Here is a 16,852-nt window from a genome sequence, read left to right as displayed (position 1 = left end):
GTCACGCGCGATCGCGGGACGCCTGCTGCCAATGCGGGGCCATCAGCGCTTTCCCGGCGATACTACGGCCTCATACCCCCCATTCCGCCCCTGGTAGCGACCCGGCAGGCGCGTCAGATGGACGACTGCAGCATGCTGGTCATCGTCGACAGGTGTTCGGCCGTGCGGGCGCGCGGGGACGCGGCCGCACGGGAGCACTGCCATCGAGGAAGGGCCCCACGTCATGGCGAACACCGAGACCACCGCCCGCGCGGCGGGAACGGCCGTGGAACGGACCCCCCAGTGGGCGGCGCTCGCCGCGCACCACACGGAGATCTCCGGGGTGACGCTGCGCCAGCTTTTTGCCGATGACCAGAAGCGGGCCGAGTCATTCACCGTGCAGGCGGATGGCCTTTATCTGGATTATTCCAAGAACATCGTCACATCTCGGACGATCGAGCTGCTCGTGGCGCTCGCCGAAGCGGCCGGGCTGCGGTCGGGCATCGAGGCGATGTTCGGCGGCGAGCGGATCAACGTGACCGAGAACCGGCCGGTCCTGCACGTCGCGCTGCGTGCCCCGGCGGGCGTCAGCATCCGGGTGGACGGGGTCGACGTCGTGCCCGAGGTGCACGCGGTGCTCGACCGGATGTCGGCCTTCGCGGACCGGGTCCGATCCGGAGTGTGGACGGGTGCTACCGGCGAGCACATCACCACCATCGTGAACATCGGCATCGGTGGTTCCGACCTCGGCCCGGCCATGGCCTACGAGGCACTACGGGACTACACCGACCGCTCGATCGCGGTCCGGTTCGTCTCCAACGTCGATCCGACCGACGTCTGGGAGGCGACCCACGACCTGGACCCGGCGAAGACCCTCTTCATCGTCGCGTCCAAGACCTTCACGACCCTGGAGACCCTCGCGAACGCCCGGGCCGCCCGCTCCTGGCTGACCGAGGCGCTCGGGGAGAAGGCCGTCTCGGCCCATTTCGTCGCGGTCTCGACCAACGCGGAGAAGGTGGCCGAGTTCGGTATCGACACCGCCAACATGTTCGAGTTCTGGGACTGGGTGGGCGGGCGTTACTCCATGGACTCCGCGATCGGCCTGTCGCTGATGGTCGCGATCGGCCCGGCGCACTTCCGGGAGATGCTCGCCGGTTTCCACGCGATGGACGTTCATTTTCGGACCGCCCCGTTCGAACGGAACATTCCGGTTCTCCTCGGCCTGCTCGGCCTGTGGTACCGCGACTTCTTCGGTACCCAGACGCACGCGGTGCTGCCCTACAGCCAGTACCTGGCCCGCTTCCCGGCGTATCTGCAGCAACTCGACATGGAGAGCAACGGCAAGTCAGTTGATCTTGATGGCCGGCCCGTACAGGTGCCCACCGGCCCGGTGGTGTGGGGCACGCCCGGAACCAACGGTCAGCATGCCTATTTCCAGCTCCTGCACCAGGGAACGACCGTGGTCCCGGCCGACTTCATCGGCTTTGTGCGGCCGAACCACCCCGGTGTCGGCGAGGTCGACCAGCACATCCTGCTGATGGCCAACTTCCTGGCCCAGACCGAAGCGCTCGCGTTCGGCAAAACGGCCGCGGAGGTGGCGGCCGAGGGCGTCGCGCCGGAGCTCGTCGCGCACCGCACGTTCGCCGGGAACCGGCCGACGACCACGTTGCTGGCGTCCAGGCTGGATCCGTTCACGCTGGGGCAGCTGGTGGCCCTCTATGAACACAAGGTCTTCACCCAGGGCGTGATCTGGGGGGTGAACAGCTTCGACCAGTGGGGTGTCGAGCTGGGCAAGGTGCTCGCCGGGCGGATCATCCCCGAGCTGACCGATCACTCGGTGCCGCTGCGGCACGACAGCTCCACCAACGCGCTGATCAGTCTGCTCCGCTCCGCCTGAGGCTGATCCCGTCCCGCCCGCCCCGCTTCGGGCCGGCGCGGCCCCGCGGTGGCAACAATCAGTAACAGTAGTTCAATGATTACCGCGCCCATGTTACTCTCTGTGACCAGCCCACGGGATGGTTGCCCGTGCTGCGACGGACGGACATCCCGGGGGCCACAGGTGCGGGTCGACGCGACAGCGACGCGAATGACGGTGCGGCGGACCGGCGACGAGGTCGTCATCGAGCTCGGTGGCGAGTTCGACACCGTCGGCAGGCTACGTTTCCGCGAGCAGATCGGCGAGCTGCTGGGCCGGGGCGGCGGAGTGGTGACGGTGGATGTCGGCGATCTTGCGTCGGTGGACATCGCGGGCCTTGCCGCCCTCCTCCGGGCGGAGCTTCTGCTGCGCCGTGTCCACACCGAGCTGCGCATCCGCGCGGCCCTGCCCGCCTTCGCCGAACTTGTCCGCGAGACCGGTCTCGCCGGTCGCCTGCGGGTCGAGGAGGCCGCTCGACGGCCCGCCGGGTGAGCCCTCGACCACCTCGATCACCTCGACCCCGGCCCGGCTGAGCCCGGTCTGGCTGAGCCCGGTCTGGCTCATCGGGGCCCGACCTGGTTCGTTGCCGGCTTCGTGGGGCGTGCCGTCCGCCGGACCTGCCGAAGCCGAGCGGGTTGGAACCGGTTCGTCCGCGATCGACCGTTTGCGTGGTCCTACCGCCGAAAGGCTCCTTTCGATCCTGCTCATCATCAGCATTCCGATCATCGCGATGAGCGGAAAGCTGAGCATGATCAGGATTGCTGGTGACGTCAGATCCACCGGTCCCCCCCTGGTGATCGGGCTGGAAGGGTGCCGGTTTGGCCCCCGCAGGTCCGCTTACCCGACCTGGAGGTCACCTCACATACTCACCGGCCCGGGCCCCTCGCTCACCCCCGTCGGGTAATCACCCACCCGGTGCCGGCTCGCCGAAGTGTGGGCAATCCCGTGCTGTGCGCGCCACCCGAATGCTCGTACGATTCCGGAGAGGATGTCCGGCGGCCCATGATGATTTAGGCCCCGCCGAACTCCTGATCCCCTGATCTCCCAGGGCGGTCGACGGTAGGGAGGTTTCCCATCAGCACCGAGGACCTGCGTGCCCGCCTCGCGATGGTGACCGAGCAGGTCGACTTCGCGCTGGCCGAGGTCGCCCTGCTCGGGGCTGCCTACCGGCGCGCGGCTCATGATGGCGCCGACTGGCGATGGCCGCCCGAGTCGTTGCAGAATCTCACCCGGCCCGAGGTCGCCCGGGCGCTGGCGGCGCAGCTGGCGGCGGTGGCCCGACTGCGCCTGTGGGCGCAGGAGCTGTACTGGCTGCAGGAGCAGGTACGGCTACGCGCCATGGTCCCCTGAGCGCCATGGTCCCCTGAAGCGCACACCTGCCCTGACCCGAGCCGGCGTCAGCTGTCCGTGCAGTCGATGTTCGACGGCCCGGACTGCGCACCGGTGACCTGGTTGTCACATCCCACGATGTTCTGGGTCTTGTCGCCGTCGTGGATGTAAACGCCGAAGCCCTTTGCGTTAACAGTCAGCGTGTTACGGCGGATGGTGTTCTGCCGCCCCCAGTCCTTTTTGATGACGTGGGTCTGGATTCCGTCCTCCAGGGTTCCGCCACCCGTCCCGATGTTGTCCTCGACGAGCCAGCCGTTGCCCTTCACGTCGATCCAGGAGTCGGCCTCGACCAGAGCGTCCGAGGAGAGGGTGTTCCCGCGGACCACACCTCCGGTCGTGCCCTCCTTGATATCGATGTTCTCGGAGGTCGTACCGGCGATGTCGTTGCCGATGACGGAGTTGCGGTCGCTGCGGTCGGGCTCACAGTCCGTATAGGTGCACCAGTTGCTCTCGGCGCTGCCGATGTAGACGCCCTCGCCGAACTTCTCCCGCCGGTTTCCGGTGTCCCGGATGACGTTGCCGACGACCGTGTTGTCGGAGCTTGCGGTCCGCAGATGGATCGCCTCGTCGCCGATGGTGTTGACCCGGAGCTGGGCGATGATCGAATGCTGGAGACGGTCCCCGATCACTCCCTTCTGCCCGTTGCGCACAGTGAAGCCGACCACCCGGACCCAGGATGCGCCGTCCAGGTGCAGGACGTAGTTCACCTGGTCGTCGTCCTCGGTGCCGTCGAGGATCGCGTCCTTCGAGCCGCACAGCCAGATCGGCGCGGCTTCGGTGCCTGTCGCGGTGAGCTTGAACTTCCCCTTGTAGACGCCGTCGGCGATCCGGATGACGGTGCCCGGTTTCGCCGTGGCCAGCGCACTGCGCAGGTCGCCCGCGTCACTGACGGTGGTGCCACCGGCCGGGCAGGTGATGCCGCCGGCGGCGGCCGACGAGGCGGTGGCCGTCGCGAACGGGTCCGGGCCGGGGCTGGCCCACGCCGTGGCGGTGTCTGAGGGGTCGACTCGCGGACGAGCGGTCGATCCCGGTGCCTCTTTATCCGGGGCGGGGCTCGACCCGTTCTCCGACCCGCAGGAGGTCACCGCGACCGCGACTCCGGCGAGAATGCTGGTCGCGGCCATGCTCATGGTCCGCCGACGGCGGTGCGAACGGACCGGGCGACGGCTCATCACGCGCTGGACTCTCCCTCGGACCGTTGGCTGCGAAGCTTGTGCGGGTCGTCGCTCGGCGGACCGACGGTCTCCAGTTGTCTGGTCTCCGGCTGTCCGGTTCCCGGCTGCCCGGCGTGGCCGGTGACATCATCCGCCGGCTCGGCGGTGCCGAACAGGTCGAACGAGGCATCGCGCTGCCCGGGGATGCCGGAGAAGGCGGGGGCGGGGCGCATCGTGCCGCCGGTCAGCCGCCGGACCAGCAGCTCCGACTCCGGGTACGGATGGCTTGGCGGCCGGCGGCGGGCCCGGTGGCGGGTCCAGGCGCCGGCGATCGGGAACAGCGCCACGGCACCCCACACCAGGAGCGCCGGGTGCCGGCGGATCAGCGTGTACCAGTGCTGCGGCTCACGTTCCACCCAGGCCTGCGTGTCGTTGTTGTGGACGTCGTGCCCATCTATCCCGGTGGACTGCCGGGTGTCGACCGCACGCCAGCCCTCACCGCCCAGGTTGTTCCACTGGATGACCGAGTCGTCCGCCAACCCGCGGACGGTGATCGCGAAGTCGGTGGCCCCGCGTACCAGGTTGCGGCTGATGATGGTCGTCGTGGCGTCCTGGGTGATGACGCCCAGCCGGCCGTCGGCCATCGAGTTCTCGGTGATCGCGGTGCGGCGCGCGTCCGGGCCGATCTGGATGCCGGCCTCCGTGGCGCCGTTGATCGAGTTGGCGGTGACCTGGGTTCCGTTGGCGCCGCTCTTGACCAGGATGCCGAGCTGCCCTCCGCTGATCTTGTTCTTCCGGACGATGGTGTTCTCACCGCCGACGACCCGGATCCCGTACCGGCCGTTGCCGGAGATGGTGTTCTCCTCGATGAGGGTGTCCTTGATCTGGTTGACCGTCACACCGGTCGCCGTGGCGACCACGCCGAGGCCACGGCCATCCAGGGAGATGCCGTCACCGCTGTTGTCGGTCACCGTGCTGCGCATGACCCGGGAGGAGGACGCCCGGTCGATGGTCATGCCGTCGCCGTGGTTGCGCGACGACGTGACCCCGGACACCAGGGTGGTGATGGCGTCCCGGTGGACGGCCAGGCCGGAGCGCTCGTTGTCGACCAGCCGCACGCCGACCATCTGGATGCCCTCGCTGCCCGAGATGTAGGCACCGTAGATGTTGTCGCTGAAGGTCGAGTTGGCCGCGCCGCCGGTGCTCGGCTCGCCCTTGCTTCCGGTCCAGGCGATCCCACCGGTCCGGCCGTTCCAGAAGCCCAGGTGGTTGGCACTGGTGTTGCGCACGATCAGCTCACCGCCCATGGTGCGCACGTAGGCCCGCCCATCGTTGGTGAGGGAGTCCGGCTCAAGGTTCTGGACGTCCCAGCCGATGATCGTGAGCGGGTCCTGCGGTGAGGCGCCGGCGAACTCCAGCCCCCCGCGCCAGGCCGCGACGGAGGCGAATCCGGACGCCCCGCTGGCCAGCCGCAGGGTGCGCACGCTGGCGTCGATCACGAGCCTGGCCTGCGGGCCGACCAGCACGTGGGTGGTGAACATCACTGCTCCGTCCACCTCGTGCCGCCCGCCGCCGGCCGCGATGACGTCCTCCGCGCTGTAGGGCTCCTTGCGCGCAGGCAACAGCAGCGTGGGCAGGCTGCCGGTGGTCTCGACCAGCGTCGGCTCGGTGAGCACGCCGAACCGCGCGAACATGGACCGCAGCCGGATGTCCTCCGCGTCGACCAGCTCGGACTGCTTCTTCGCGTCCGCGGAGCTGACCGGCGGCAGGGGCGCCACGGGTGACGCCTGGGCGGGCGCCGCCGGCAGCAGGATCGCGCCGGTGACGACGGCGAGGACGGCGAAGACGAGGGAGACGGCGGCCCTCACAGGGCACCGCCCGCTGCCGGAGCGGCCGCCGGGCGTGCCGCGGCTCCGGTGCGGGTCGAGGCGTCGGTCTGCCCCTCCCCGCCGATGAGGTCGGATCTGCGAGTAAGCCAGCCCTGCTTGTTCATTGACACGAAGGCCCAGGTCTTGATCGGCAGAGCGATCACAATGATCATCAGCACGGTCAGCGGGAGGATGAAGATGTCGCGCGGGTGCTCCCGCAGGTGTGAGAGCCCGCGGATGAGACGGCCGAGCAGCAGCCAGCAGATCGCGATGATGGGTGCGTTGGCCTCGGGCCGGAACATCCACAGCACGAAGTAGGTCATCGCGACGCCCATCGTCACGGGCGTGAGGACGATCTGCAGCACACTGACCTGGGTGACCAGCGGCTGCCGCCACAGCCATCCCTTGTAGATGGCGGTGAGGTAGGTGCGGTAGGAGTTCCGGCTCCAGCGCACCCGCTGCTTGATGAAGGCCCGGAGGTTGTCGGGGAACATCGACATCGCATGGGCTGTGTGCTGGTGCATCGTCTTGTAGCCGGACGCGAGCACCAGCCAGGTGAGCCGGCCGTCGTCGCCGGCGATACACCGCCGGCCGAGGAAGAACTCGTGCTCCAGGTTGTGCAGCACCGGCAGGATCGCGGAACGCCGGTAGGCCGCGGTGCGCCCGGAAAGGCAGGCGACGGCGCCGACCCGTCCCTGGGCGGGCACGTAGTCCAGGTAGCGGATGTCGACCAGCCAGTTCGCGACCCGTCGCCAGACGCTGCTGCGTGGCTCGTAGACGTTCTGCCGGGTGCCCACTCCGCCGACCTGCGGATCGATGAAGGGCATCTGGACCGCGGCGAGGAGCCCGGGCTCCCACGCGGTGTCGGAGTCGCAGAGGACGACGATGTCCATCGTCGCCGCGGACAGGCCGACGCCGAGCGCGGACCGCTTGCCCTCGTGGACGAAGGGGATCACCCGAACGGTCGGATCGGCGCGCATCGCGAGCCGGGCGATGAGCTCCGCGTCCTCGATGTCGGGGATGATGATGATCTCGTTCGGCTCCTGGGCGAGCCACGTTTCCAGGCATCGCATCAGGACGTCCGGATCCTCCCGGAAGGAAGGAACCACAACGGACGTCGTCGTCCGGAAATTATTTCGTATAGGTCGGTATCTGGTCGAGAGTATCCGGCGTGTGAGCCAGACCACCCAGGACACGACACCGGCGATTCCGAGCGGTACCAGAGAGCGATGATCGCGGATGAACTGCACCGCATCGCCGAGCCACTCCATGCGAAATTCCGCTCCCCCCGAGCGTGGGTAACCGAGATCACAGAGTTCGTCGGCGAGGAGCTGGAGAGTGTGCGTGAACCGTCGGGCGCGCCAGCCCTTGGGTTACCCCCTGCAACCCGCCGCTTCCCTTTGCGGGTGGCGTTGTCAATACCTTGACCTGAAGCAACGCGACGGCAGGCAGGACGGTAGCAGTAGCCACAACCTTCCTGAATGGGTGTCACTCATTTGTAACCCGGACGTACCCAACTACTACTGTTGGTAGTTGACTAGTCGCGGGTCGGGGCGCGCCCTTCTCTCCGGTACCCCGCTCACCCCAACGAAACGTGGACGAGTCACAATGCGCTCCGCGGCCTGACGGCAGAAGCTAGGTGGGGGGAACACCATGGGGACCGATACGGCGGGCACCGAGCCGGTGACTGCACCACTTCGGATCAGCGTCATTGGCACCGGGTATCTGGGTGCCACGCACGCGATCTGCATGAGCGAGCTCGGTTTCGACGTCGTCGGGGTCGACGTCGACCCCGACAAGGCACGCCGGCTGTCCGAAGGCGAGGTGCCCTTCTTCGAGCCCGGCCTGGAAGCGCTGCTGCGCAAGAACCTGGAGACCGGCCGGCTGGCGTTCACCACGTCGTTCGCCGACGCGGCCGACGCCGACGTGCACTTCCTGTGCGTGGGCACCCCGCAGCGGCCGGACTCGGGCGCCGCCGACATGACCTACGTGGACGGTGCGGTCGAGGCGCTGCTCGCCGCCGGGCCGAAGGCCGGCTCCCTGCTGGTGGGCAAGTCGACGGTCCCGGCCGGCACGGCGGTGCGCCTCGCCGGCTGGCTGGCCCGTGAGGCCCCCGAGGTCGATCTCGCGTGGAACCCGGAGTTCCTGCGGGAGGGTTTCGCGGTCGAGGACACGCTGCGCCCGGACCGCCTGGTCTTCGGCCTGCCCGCCGACGACGAGTGGTACGGCGTCGCGGACCGCACCGACCTCGGGGTCCAGACCGGGCGCCGGGAGCGGGTGGAGGCCACGCTGCGGGCGGTCTACGCCACCGCGCTGGCCTCGGGCACGCCTGCCGTCGTCGCCGACTTCGCCACGGCGGAGCTGGTGAAGGTCGCCGCGAACGCCTTCCTCGCCACGAAGATCTCCTTCATCAACGCGATGTCCGAGGTCTGCGAGGTCGCCGGTGCCGATGTGAAGACCCTCGCCTCGGCCCTGTCGTACGACACCCGGATCGGCGGGCGTTTCCTCGGGGCCGGCCTCGGCTTCGGTGGCGGCTGCCTGCCCAAGGACATCCGCGCGTTCCAGGCCCGGGCGGCGGAGATCGGCGCCGGTGACGCGCTGCGCTTCCTGGACGAGGTCGACACCGTCAACCTGCGTCGCCGCACGCGGACGGTGGAGCTCGCCATCCATCTGCTCGGTGGTGGCGCGGCCGGGCGGCGGGTCGCCGTGCTCGGCGCCGCGTTCAAGCCCAACAGCGACGACATCCGCGACTCGCCCGCGCTCGACGTGGCCGACACGCTGCGTCGCTCCGGTGCCCGGGTGACGGTCTACGACCCGGCCGCCATGGTGAACGCCGCCCGCAAGTTCCCCGACCTGCGTTACGCCGCCGGGGTCTCGGAGGCCGTCGCCGACGCCGACATCGTCCTGCACCTGACCGAGTGGGCGGACTTCCGGGAGATCGAGCCGTCACTGCTCACCTCGCTCGTGCGCCGGCCGGTGATCATCGATGGCCGTAACACCCTCGACCCGCAGCGGTGGCGTGACGCGGGCTGGATCTACCACGCGCTCGGCCGTCCGAACGTATGAGCAGCGGCGGGTCGAGGCGGGCGCTGCTCGCCTCGACCGTCGGCTCACTGGCCCTGGCGGCGGCCGCCGGATGCGGGATCCTCCCGGCCGATCGACGCTTCGACCCGGCGAGTGAGGTGCTTCCGCCCGACGCCACCGCGAGCCCGGCCGCGACCGCGGCACCCGTGGCGGCACGCGGGCGGACCCTCGCCGATCCAGCGGCGTCGCGTGAGTTCTTCGGCAAGGCGCTGGTCCCCACCAACCGGATGACCTTCGGGCTGGACCGGGCCGAGATCATGCGCTCGGACGACCCCCGCTTTCCGTCGTTTCTGCGTGTCTCGCTCCCAGTGGACGCCGCGAACCCGGAGGACCGGCGGATCTACCGCGACGGGACGACCTACGGCGGGACGCAGCTGTTCGTCGACCACACGCTGCGGTCGCCGTACGAGCTGTACCTGCGCTACTACCTCCGGTTTCCGGAGGCGTTCGACTTCGGCAAGGGCGGCCGGCTGCCCGGATTCTTCGGCACCATCGTGAAGAACCGTGAGCGTACCGAGACCCTGCGCAGCGGGCTGGCGACGAGATTCGCCTGGCGGGAGGGCGGCGCGGGCCTGGTCTACGCGAACACCGCTCGCCCGGACCATCCGTTGAACGTGATCGGGAAAGCCTCCTGGTACTGGCCGACCGGCCGGTGGGTGTGCGTCGAACAGGGGGTGAAGCTCAACTTCGAGGGCTTCGCCGACGGGGTGATCCTGATCTGGCTGGACGGTGCGCTGGCCCACAAGGAGAAGTTCAACCCGCGGATCTCGAACGATCTGCGGATCGGTGGTTTCCTCCTGCAGGCGGCCTTCGGCGACGGTGGGTCGGCGTTCGCGCCGACCGAACCTCAGACGATCGATCTGGCCGGCTTCACCTACGGCACCGCCCGGCTCAACCCGCTGCCCCGGCCGGAGAAGACCTAGCCGAGGTGCTGGGCCAGCCGAGGTGCAGGTGCTGTTCAGCCGAGATGCTCCGCGTTGAGGCGTTCGAACAGCCGCCGGCCCATCGTCGCGGCGGCGCGGTTCCCCCTGCGGAGGAAGCGCGCCGCGGCGGCCTCCAGGCTTTCCGCGGCGTCCTCCTTGCGCCCGGCCCGGTAGAGCACCTCGGCGCGGGCCAGCAGGGCGGTGCCCTGCCCGTCGACGTCGTCGGTGCGGCTGGCGAGATCGCAGGCCGTGTCGGCGAACCGCAGGGCCTCGGCGTCCCGGCCGGAGATCGCCAGCAGCCGGGCGTGCACCGAGCACCAGCCGGCCTGCGCCGGTAGCTGGTCACCCGCGGCGGCGTCCCGGCAGCGGTTCACGTACTTGGTCGCCTCCTCCAGCTTGCCCAGCCGGACCAGGACGTCGGCGAGCAGGGCGGCCCGGGTCGCCAGATGCGCGCGCTCGCCCATCCGCGACAGCTGGCGGCAGCTGCGGCGAAGCTCGCGCTCGGCGATCTCCGGCTCGTCGGCGAGCAGCGCGACCCGGGCGACGACGAAACCGCTGTGGAACGGGTCCGTCCGGGCGCCGCGGATGTCCCCGATCAGCTCGTCGGCGTCCTTGAGGTGGGTGCGGGCGGCCTCCATGTCGCCTGACATGGCGTTGAGCAGCGCGAGCTGGGCGAGAACCGCCCGGCGCAGGCCACGGTCGTCACCGGCCGCCTCCAGCATCGCGGTGGCCTTCACGATCGAGAAGGGCACCGGGCTCGGCACGAGGCTCAGCAGGAGAACGAGCTCGCGGCGCAACGAGTGCGCGGCCCTCGGCACCCCGGACTCCTCGGCGTGCCGCACCGCGTTCTCCAGGGCCTTCTCGGCGGCGGCGAACTGCCCGGCGGCGCCGTACGCGGCACTCTGGCTGCGGCAGGCGAGCGCCGCCCCGACGTCGTCGCCGTCGCGGACGAAGGAGGCGAGTGCCGCCGTGGCCTCGGTGAGGGTGCTCGCCACCAGGCCCTCCGGATCGGTGGCGAACAGCACCCGCAGGTGCGCGAGGCGGGCGTGGGCGCGCAGCCCGTCCTCCCCGGCGCGCCGGGCCCGCTCACTGACCTGGCGCAGGATGCGCTCGGCATCGGAGAGCCGGCCGAACGAGTACAGCGCCCAGCCGAGGTCGATCTCCGCGCGAAGCCGCAGCGGGTCGGTCTCAGGAAGGAGCGTGATCGCGCGCTTCAGCAGCTGCGCGGCGCCTGTCTCGTCACCCTGGCGAACCCGGTCGGCCGCCTCGATCAGGCAGGTGGCGGCGGACCGGCCGAGCTCCACCATCTCGCTGTCGCGCTGGCCGAGCTCCACCCGGTAGCGGTACGCCTGCTCCAGGTGGTAGCCGACCAGCTCGTCGTGCTCACCCGGGCCGCCGACCATCCGGGCCTGCAGCCAGCCGGCGAACCGCTGGTGCAGGTCGGCGCGCTGGCGCTTGGACGTCGTCTGGTAGGCGCAGTCACGCAGCAGGACGTGCAGGAACCGGTACGCCTCCACTCCCGGCAGGTCCGAGCGGTCGGGATGCACCAGCTCCTTGCGGACGAGCGACAGGCAGTGATCCAGGACGTAGGGCCGCTCCGCCGGCTCGGAGAGCTCCACCACGGCGTCCAGGTAGAAGCGCTCGCCGACGACCGCGGCCCGTTCCAGGACCTGGCGCTCCGGCGGGTCGAGGCGGTCGAGACGGGCCGCGAGCAGCGCCGAGATGGTCGGCGGCACGGTGACGCCGCGCAGGTTGCCGGCGGCGATCCACCGGTTGCCCTCCCGGCGCAGCAGGCCGTCGTCGACGAGCGCGGCGACCATCTGCTCGACGAACAGCGGGTTGCCCGCCGCCGAGGTGGTGATCCGGGAGACCAGGGCTGGATCCAGGTCGTCCGAACCCATCAGGGTACGGATCAGCCGGTGGCAGCGGTCCTCCGTGAGCGGTGCCAGCAGCATCGAGGTGGCGTTGAGCTTGCCGCCGCCCCACTGGCGCCGATCCTCCAGCAGTTCGGGCCGGGACAGGCACAGCAGCAGGATGGGAGCGTCGCGGGACCAGTCGGCGACGTGCTCGATCAGATCCAGCAGGGTCGGCTCGGCCCAGTGGACGTCGTCGAACCACAGCACCAGCGGCCGCTGCTCGGCCAGCGCCTGGAAGAAGGTGCGCACCGCCCAGAAGCTCTCCTGGGTTCCCAGCTCCGCGCCACCCAGCCCGACCAGCGGGGCGAGTGCGTCCACCACCTCGGCGGCCTGCGGGACGCCGGCGAGCAGCCTCTTGAGGCGCAGGCGGCCGTCCGGCGCGCTCTCGTCGGCGGACATGCCGGTGGCCTGGCGCACCATCTCCATCAGCGGCCAGTAGGCGATGCCCTCGCCATAGGACAGGCAACGGCCGGAGAGCACGGTCGCGCGGCCGGTGATGGACTGGCAGAACTCGCCGACCATCCGGGACTTGCCGATGCCGGCGGGCCCCAGCACGGTGAACAGGTGGCAGGTCCGTTCCTCCACGACCGCCTCGAAGGCGTCCTGGATGCGACGGCGCTCGCGGTTGCGGCCGATCACCGGCGCCGCGAACCCCTGCACGGGCTCCCGCAGGCCGGGGCCGGCCGTCGGGTTGCGCAGCCCGATCAGCCGGTGCGCCCGCACCGGCTCTCGCTTGCCCTGCACCACCAGCGGCCCGACCGGGTTGACCGTGACACTGTGGCGGACGAACCGGTAGGTGCTGTCGCCGATGAAGATCTCGTCCGGCGGGGCGGCCTCCTCCAGCCGGGAGGCCACGTTGACCGGGTCACCCGTCGCGCCGCCGCCGGCGACGGTCACCTCGCCGGTGTTGATGCCGATCCGCACCCGCAGCCGAAGGCCCAGATCGCGGTGGAATTCGGCGTTGAGCTCCTCCATCGCGGTGCGGATGTCCAGCGCGGCCCGGACGGCGCGCAGCGCGTCGTCCTCGTGCAGCACCGGGATGCCGAAGACGGCGAACACCGCGTCCCCGATGAACTTCTCGACGGATCCGCCGTGGGCGTAGATGACCTCGCGGACGGTGGTGAAGAACCGCCACATGACCTGCTGCAGCTGTTCGGAGTCGATCTTCTCGCCCATGTCTGTCGACCCGGTGATGTCGACGAACATGATTGTGACGATCTTGCGTGCGCCGCTGCCGGCGACGGGCAGCGGGTTCCCGCACTCGGAGCAGAAGCGCGCTCGATCGGGGTTCCCCTGCTCCCCGCATGTCGGGCACAGCGCCATGTGCGGGATCGTAGGCCGATCGTGGTGCCGAGCGGAAAGGGATGCGGAGACGCGCCGTGCCGGCAGTGACCTATGCCACATCACGGAATCGGGCTGAGGGCTGTTCAGGATGGCAGATCCCGTCGCAGTGAGGCGCTCGCGACGGCGGTCAGGATGACGGCCCACGCGATCGCGGCGGACAGGGAGGTGGCGTTCGTCTCGGTGGTGGGCCAGAGCAGAACACCCGATGGTGCCGTGACCGGACCGTGGAACCGGCCCCCGTCGGACACGGCCTCGACCAGGCCGCACAGGGCGATGGTCGCGGCGGCGAGGCCGAGGCTGCGGGTGATGGCACCCAGCGCCGCGCCGGTGACTCCTGTCGCGCACACGACGACGACCACGATGAGATACGCCGACAGCACCTCGGCCGGACGGCCCGCGCGCATCGCGGCCGCACCGTGCCGGCTGGCGCCGCGTAGCCACCAGGCCGTGAAGACGGCGGTGGTGAGGAGGGCTCCGATCAGGGCCACGACCGTGACCTGGGCGACCAGCACTCGCACCCGGCCGGGGGTGATGAGCCAGGAGTGGGTGACCGTGCGGAACCGGAACTCGCTGGAGGTCAGGACCACACCGAAGAACATCATCGCGTAGGCGAGCAGCCAGCCCGAGCGGGAGCGCAGGCCGTTCCACTCGAGCGCCGGCTCCGCCTGGGCGCCCCACAGCAACAGTGGCAGGGCGTGGACGGCGAGGACCGCCAGGAGCCCGACGAGCTGCCACCGGCCAGTAAGAATCTTGAGGAGCTCGGTGGCCACCAGATGCTGCCGCGTTTTCGTGGTGCCGCCGGCTCTCATGCGGCGCCACCGGCTGCCCGACCGGTCAGCTCGAAGAAGGCCCGCTCAAGGTCCGGCCCGGTGGTGTGCAGCTCGACCAGGGGGATTCCGTGCAGCGCGCACAGCTGCCCCACCCGCTCGGCCGAGCCGTACGGCAGCCGAAGCGAGTCATGGCCGGTGCGCACGACACCCGCGCCGCCGAGCAGCTGGGCGAGTTGGTCCGCCTGCGGCGTGCGGACCTCGACCCGGCCCGCGCCCACCGCGGCGGCCTCCGCGGCCAGCACCACCCGGCCCCGGTCGATGATCACGACGTGGTCGACCGTCTGTGCGACCTCCGCCAGCACATGGCTGGACACCAGCGCACTGCGCCCCTGCGCGGCCCAGTCCCGCAGGAAGCGCCGCAGCCAGCGGATTCCCTCCGGGTCGAGGCCGTTCGCGGGCTCGTCGAGGACGAGCAGCTCGGGATCGCCGAGCAGGGCGCACGCGATGGCGAGGCGCCCGCGCATGCCCAGTGAGTAGGCCCCCACCGGCCGATCCGCCGCCGCGGTGAGCTCGACCGTGCCGAGCACCTCGTCGACGGCGTGCCGGCGGCTCCGGCGTGGCAGGCCGAGCGCGAGCGCCAGGCAGCGCAGATGATCCAGCCCGGTGCGGGCAGGGTGAGCGGTCGGTTCCAGCACGGCGCCCACTGTCCTCGCCGGGTCCGACATTTCCCGGTAGGGGCGGCCATGGATCAGTGCGCTTCCGCTGGTGGGCGCGACCAGACCGAGCAGGATGCGCAGAGTCGTGGTCTTGCCCGACCCGTTCGCGCCGAGGAAACCCGTCACCGCCCCCGCGGGGACGGTGAACGAGACGTCCTGCAGGGCCGCCACCCGCCCGTACCGCTTGGTGAGGCCGCGCACATCGACGATCGCGGCAGCGGTGTCGCGGCCGGATCGGGTGCGCTCACCCACCATGGCGGAGCTGGATACGGTGGCCTCCTCGGTCGGAACGGCCCCTGTGATCGTCTCACGGTAACGGTCGTGTGTTACCAGCGGACGCGTTGTCGAGCAGGAGCCGGAGCAAACGGCCCAGAGTGGCCCGTTCGTCCGCGGACAGCGCGCCGGTGAAGTGCGCGACGGCACCCGAGGCGTGCGTCTGCGCGCGGTCGAGCGTGGCGCGGCCCAGCGGCGTCAGCTCCAGCAGGATCGCCCGCCGGTCGGTGGGATCCACCCGGCGGCACACCAGGCCATCGGCCTCCAGCCCGTCGACGGTCTCGGTCATCGTCCGCGGCGCGACGGCGACGGCCTGGGCCAGGTCGCGAGGTCGGACGGGCCCCCGATCCGCGACGAGGCGCAGCACCTTCAGGCGGGCGAGCGTGAGGCCGGCGCCCGTGCGCAGGGCCTCGTTGACCGCGCGCCTGACCTGATGGCCCACGGCGAGGACAAGGTCGATGACCGGGTCGCCGGTGTCGGGTGGGGGCATCGCCCGAGGTCCGCCTTTCGCTGCGATCTGTGAAGTAGCTGCGATCTGTGAAGCAAGGGACTCTGGCGAGGCATGAAGCATGGAGCCTGCCCTATTATGAGGGAACCTCATTGAAATGGGAAGCGCGAGCCTCGCCAGTGCTCGGATCCCGAGTCGAACGGAGCAACGTGGACGCCCTGACCTGCCTGATGACCCGCCGCACCGCCACCCGCCTGGTGGAGCCGGGCCCGACCACCGAACAGCTCGCGGTCATGCTTGCGGCCGCGACCACCGCACCCGATCACAAGACGCTGCGCCCGTGGCGGTTTGTCGTGGTGCGCGGCGAGGCGCGCGCCGCGCTCGCCGACGCGATCCGCCAGGCGGCCGAGGCCGTCGGCGAACTGGCCGAGCCGGTGGTCCGCAAGGCCGCCGGCAAGGCGACCCGCTCGCCGGCCCTCATCGCCGTGATCGCCTCACGGGTGCCGGGCGCCCGGGTTCCCCGCGCCGAACAGGACGCCTCCGCCGCCGCCGCGGCGCAGAACATCTGCCTCGCCGCCCACGCCCAGGGTGTCGCGTCCGCGTGGAAGTCCGTGCCGCTACCCGAAAGCGACCAGGTCCGCGCCGTTTTCGGCCTGACCGGCGCCGAGGAGCTGATGGGCTGGATCGAACTCGGCACGCTGTCCGACGCGGTGCCGATCCCGCCCCGTGAGCCGGCCGATCTGGCGGCAGTCACCTCCGAGCTCACCGCGACCGGTGAGCTCGCCGTGCTGGAGCTGGCGGGCACCACCGTCGCGGTGCCGGCGCAGACCCACTGACCGCGCCGGTGCCCCCGCCGGTACCCCCGCCGGACGTCCACGGACCGCATCGGGCCTGATGGTGGCGATGGGCGTGTCGCGGGGTAGAGAGACACCTGCGGACGGCGTTCTCGCGCTGTCACGGAGCCATCGACCAGCGCCGGAGGAGGCAGCGACGACGACAGCCCGGCACCGGCCGGGGCCGGTCCGTTTGGGTACTGGTCCCGGAAAGTAGCGACATCCGGCGCCTGGAGCTAC

Annotated in this window: 13 protein-coding genes; 6 read left to right on the top strand and 7 right to left on the bottom strand. The window is 70.4% G+C overall.

Annotated features, from left to right (window positions below; genetic code table 11):
- Positions 1-223: 223 nt before the first annotated feature.
- From pgi to AWX74_RS18825, 3 genes are all read left to right on the top strand, one after another.
- Positions 224-1,876 carry a glucose-6-phosphate isomerase gene (gene pgi, locus AWX74_RS18835; RefSeq protein WP_091278419.1) on the top strand — a complete coding sequence of 551 codons (1,653 nt, stop codon included), beginning with the start codon at positions 224-226 and terminating at the stop codon, positions 1,874-1,876.
- A gap of 162 nt (positions 1,877-2,038) precedes the next feature.
- Positions 2,039-2,386 (top strand): STAS domain-containing protein, encoded by a 348-nt coding sequence (locus AWX74_RS18830; RefSeq protein ID WP_006542867.1) that lies wholly within the window; start codon positions 2,039-2,041, stop codon positions 2,384-2,386.
- Positions 2,387-3,001: 615 nt separating this feature from the next.
- Positions 3,002-3,244, top strand: a complete 243-nt coding sequence (locus AWX74_RS18825) for a hypothetical protein (RefSeq protein ID WP_091278416.1) — start codon at positions 3,002-3,004, stop codon at positions 3,242-3,244.
- A gap of 47 nt (positions 3,245-3,291) precedes the next feature.
- Here AWX74_RS18825 and AWX74_RS18820 read toward each other — a convergent pair whose 3' ends face one another.
- Genes AWX74_RS18820 through AWX74_RS18810 form a run of 3 tightly spaced genes read right to left on the bottom strand, consistent with a single transcriptional unit; the run spans position 3,292 to position 7,576 of the window.
- On the bottom strand, positions 3,292-4,407 hold the full coding sequence (locus AWX74_RS18820; RefSeq protein ID WP_226931157.1) for a right-handed parallel beta-helix repeat-containing protein: 1,116 nt from the start codon (positions 4,405-4,407) through the stop codon (positions 3,292-3,294).
- A 47-nt stretch (positions 4,408-4,454) separates the two neighbouring features.
- Complete coding sequence (locus tag AWX74_RS18815) at positions 4,455-6,305, bottom strand: right-handed parallel beta-helix repeat-containing protein (protein ID WP_091278409.1); 1,851 nt, start codon at positions 6,303-6,305, stop codon at positions 4,455-4,457.
- Positions 6,302-7,576: a glycosyltransferase family 2 protein gene (locus AWX74_RS18810; protein ID WP_091278406.1), complete on the bottom strand. Its 1,275-nt coding sequence runs from the start codon at positions 7,574-7,576 to the stop codon at positions 6,302-6,304. The genes AWX74_RS18815 and AWX74_RS18810 overlap by 4 nt, the downstream gene beginning before the upstream one ends.
- Positions 7,577-7,958: 382 nt before the next feature.
- On the opposite strand from AWX74_RS18810, the gene AWX74_RS18805 reads away from it, so the two are divergent.
- Both AWX74_RS18805 and AWX74_RS18800 read left to right on the top strand, forming a co-directional pair.
- A complete protein-coding gene (locus AWX74_RS18805; RefSeq protein ID WP_091278402.1) occupies positions 7,959-9,371 on the top strand; it encodes a UDP-glucose dehydrogenase family protein in 1,413 nt (470 codons plus the stop codon).
- Positions 9,368-10,312 (top strand): polysaccharide lyase, encoded by a 945-nt coding sequence (locus AWX74_RS18800; protein WP_091278399.1) that lies wholly within the window; start codon positions 9,368-9,370, stop codon positions 10,310-10,312. Before AWX74_RS18805 ends, AWX74_RS18800 begins: the two co-directional genes overlap by 4 nt.
- A gap of 35 nt (positions 10,313-10,347) precedes the next feature.
- On the opposite strand, the gene AWX74_RS18795 is transcribed toward AWX74_RS18800, so the two are convergent.
- The 4 genes from AWX74_RS18795 to AWX74_RS18780 form a co-directional block, all read right to left on the bottom strand.
- Positions 10,348-13,551 carry an adenylate/guanylate cyclase domain-containing protein gene (locus AWX74_RS18795; RefSeq protein ID WP_091278397.1) on the bottom strand — a complete coding sequence of 1,068 codons (3,204 nt, stop codon included), beginning with the start codon at positions 13,549-13,551 and terminating at the stop codon, positions 10,348-10,350.
- Positions 13,552-13,655: 104 nt separating this feature from the next.
- Positions 13,656-14,381, bottom strand: a complete 726-nt coding sequence (locus AWX74_RS18790) for an ABC transporter permease (protein ID WP_091278396.1) — start codon at positions 14,379-14,381, stop codon at positions 13,656-13,658.
- Positions 14,378-15,313 carry an ABC transporter ATP-binding protein gene (locus AWX74_RS18785; protein ID WP_091278394.1) on the bottom strand — a complete coding sequence of 312 codons (936 nt, stop codon included), beginning with the start codon at positions 15,311-15,313 and terminating at the stop codon, positions 14,378-14,380. Before AWX74_RS18785 ends, AWX74_RS18790 begins: the two co-directional genes overlap by 4 nt.
- A gap of 52 nt (positions 15,314-15,365) precedes the next feature.
- Positions 15,366-15,821 carry a MarR family winged helix-turn-helix transcriptional regulator gene (locus AWX74_RS18780; RefSeq protein ID WP_091278392.1) on the bottom strand — a complete coding sequence of 152 codons (456 nt, stop codon included), beginning with the start codon at positions 15,819-15,821 and terminating at the stop codon, positions 15,366-15,368.
- A gap of 167 nt (positions 15,822-15,988) precedes the next feature.
- On the opposite strand from AWX74_RS18780, the gene AWX74_RS18775 reads away from it, so the two are divergent.
- Positions 15,989-16,615, top strand: coding sequence for a nitroreductase family protein (locus AWX74_RS18775; RefSeq protein ID WP_091278391.1), 627 nt, complete (start codon positions 15,989-15,991; stop codon positions 16,613-16,615).
- Positions 16,616-16,852 lie beyond the last annotated feature (237 nt).

The organism is Parafrankia irregularis (assembly GCF_001536285.1).
Classification (GTDB): Bacteria; Actinomycetota; Actinomycetes; order Frankiales; family Frankiaceae; genus Parafrankia; species Parafrankia irregularis.
The sequence above is the reverse complement of the archived record's forward strand: the minus strand, read 5'-3'. Positions and strand labels throughout refer to the sequence as shown.

What these genes read in the sequence shown, in the direction of transcription:
- AWX74_RS18800 (WP_091278399.1), top strand. Translation starts at nt 9,368, where the DNA reads ATGAGCAGCGGCGGGTCGAGGCGGGCGCTGCTCGCCTCGACCGTCGGC.
- AWX74_RS18825 (WP_091278416.1), top strand. Translation starts at nt 3,002, where the DNA reads ATGGTGACCGAGCAGGTCGACTTCGCGCTGGCCGAGGTCGCCCTGCTC.
- AWX74_RS18805 (WP_091278402.1), top strand. Translation starts at nt 7,959, where the DNA reads ATGGGGACCGATACGGCGGGCACCGAGCCGGTGACTGCACCACTTCGG.
- AWX74_RS18785 (WP_091278394.1), bottom strand. Translation starts at nt 15,313, where the DNA reads ATGGTGGGTGAGCGCACCCGATCCGGCCGCGACACCGCTGCCGCGATC.
- AWX74_RS18790 (WP_091278396.1), bottom strand. Translation starts at nt 14,381, where the DNA reads ATGAGAGCCGGCGGCACCACGAAAACGCGGCAGCATCTGGTGGCCACC.
- AWX74_RS18780 (WP_091278392.1), bottom strand. Translation starts at nt 15,821, where the DNA reads ATGCCCCCACCCGACACCGGCGACCCGGTCATCGACCTTGTCCTCGCC.
- AWX74_RS18820 (WP_226931157.1), bottom strand. Translation starts at nt 4,407, where the DNA reads ATGGCCGCGACCAGCATTCTCGCCGGAGTCGCGGTCGCGGTGACCTCC.
- pgi (WP_091278419.1), top strand. Translation starts at nt 224, where the DNA reads ATGGCGAACACCGAGACCACCGCCCGCGCGGCGGGAACGGCCGTGGAA.
- AWX74_RS18810 (WP_091278406.1), bottom strand. Translation starts at nt 7,576, where the DNA reads ATGGAGTGGCTCGGCGATGCGGTGCAGTTCATCCGCGATCATCGCTCT.
- AWX74_RS18795 (WP_091278397.1), bottom strand. Translation starts at nt 13,551, where the DNA reads ATGGCGCTGTGCCCGACATGCGGGGAGCAGGGGAACCCCGATCGAGCG.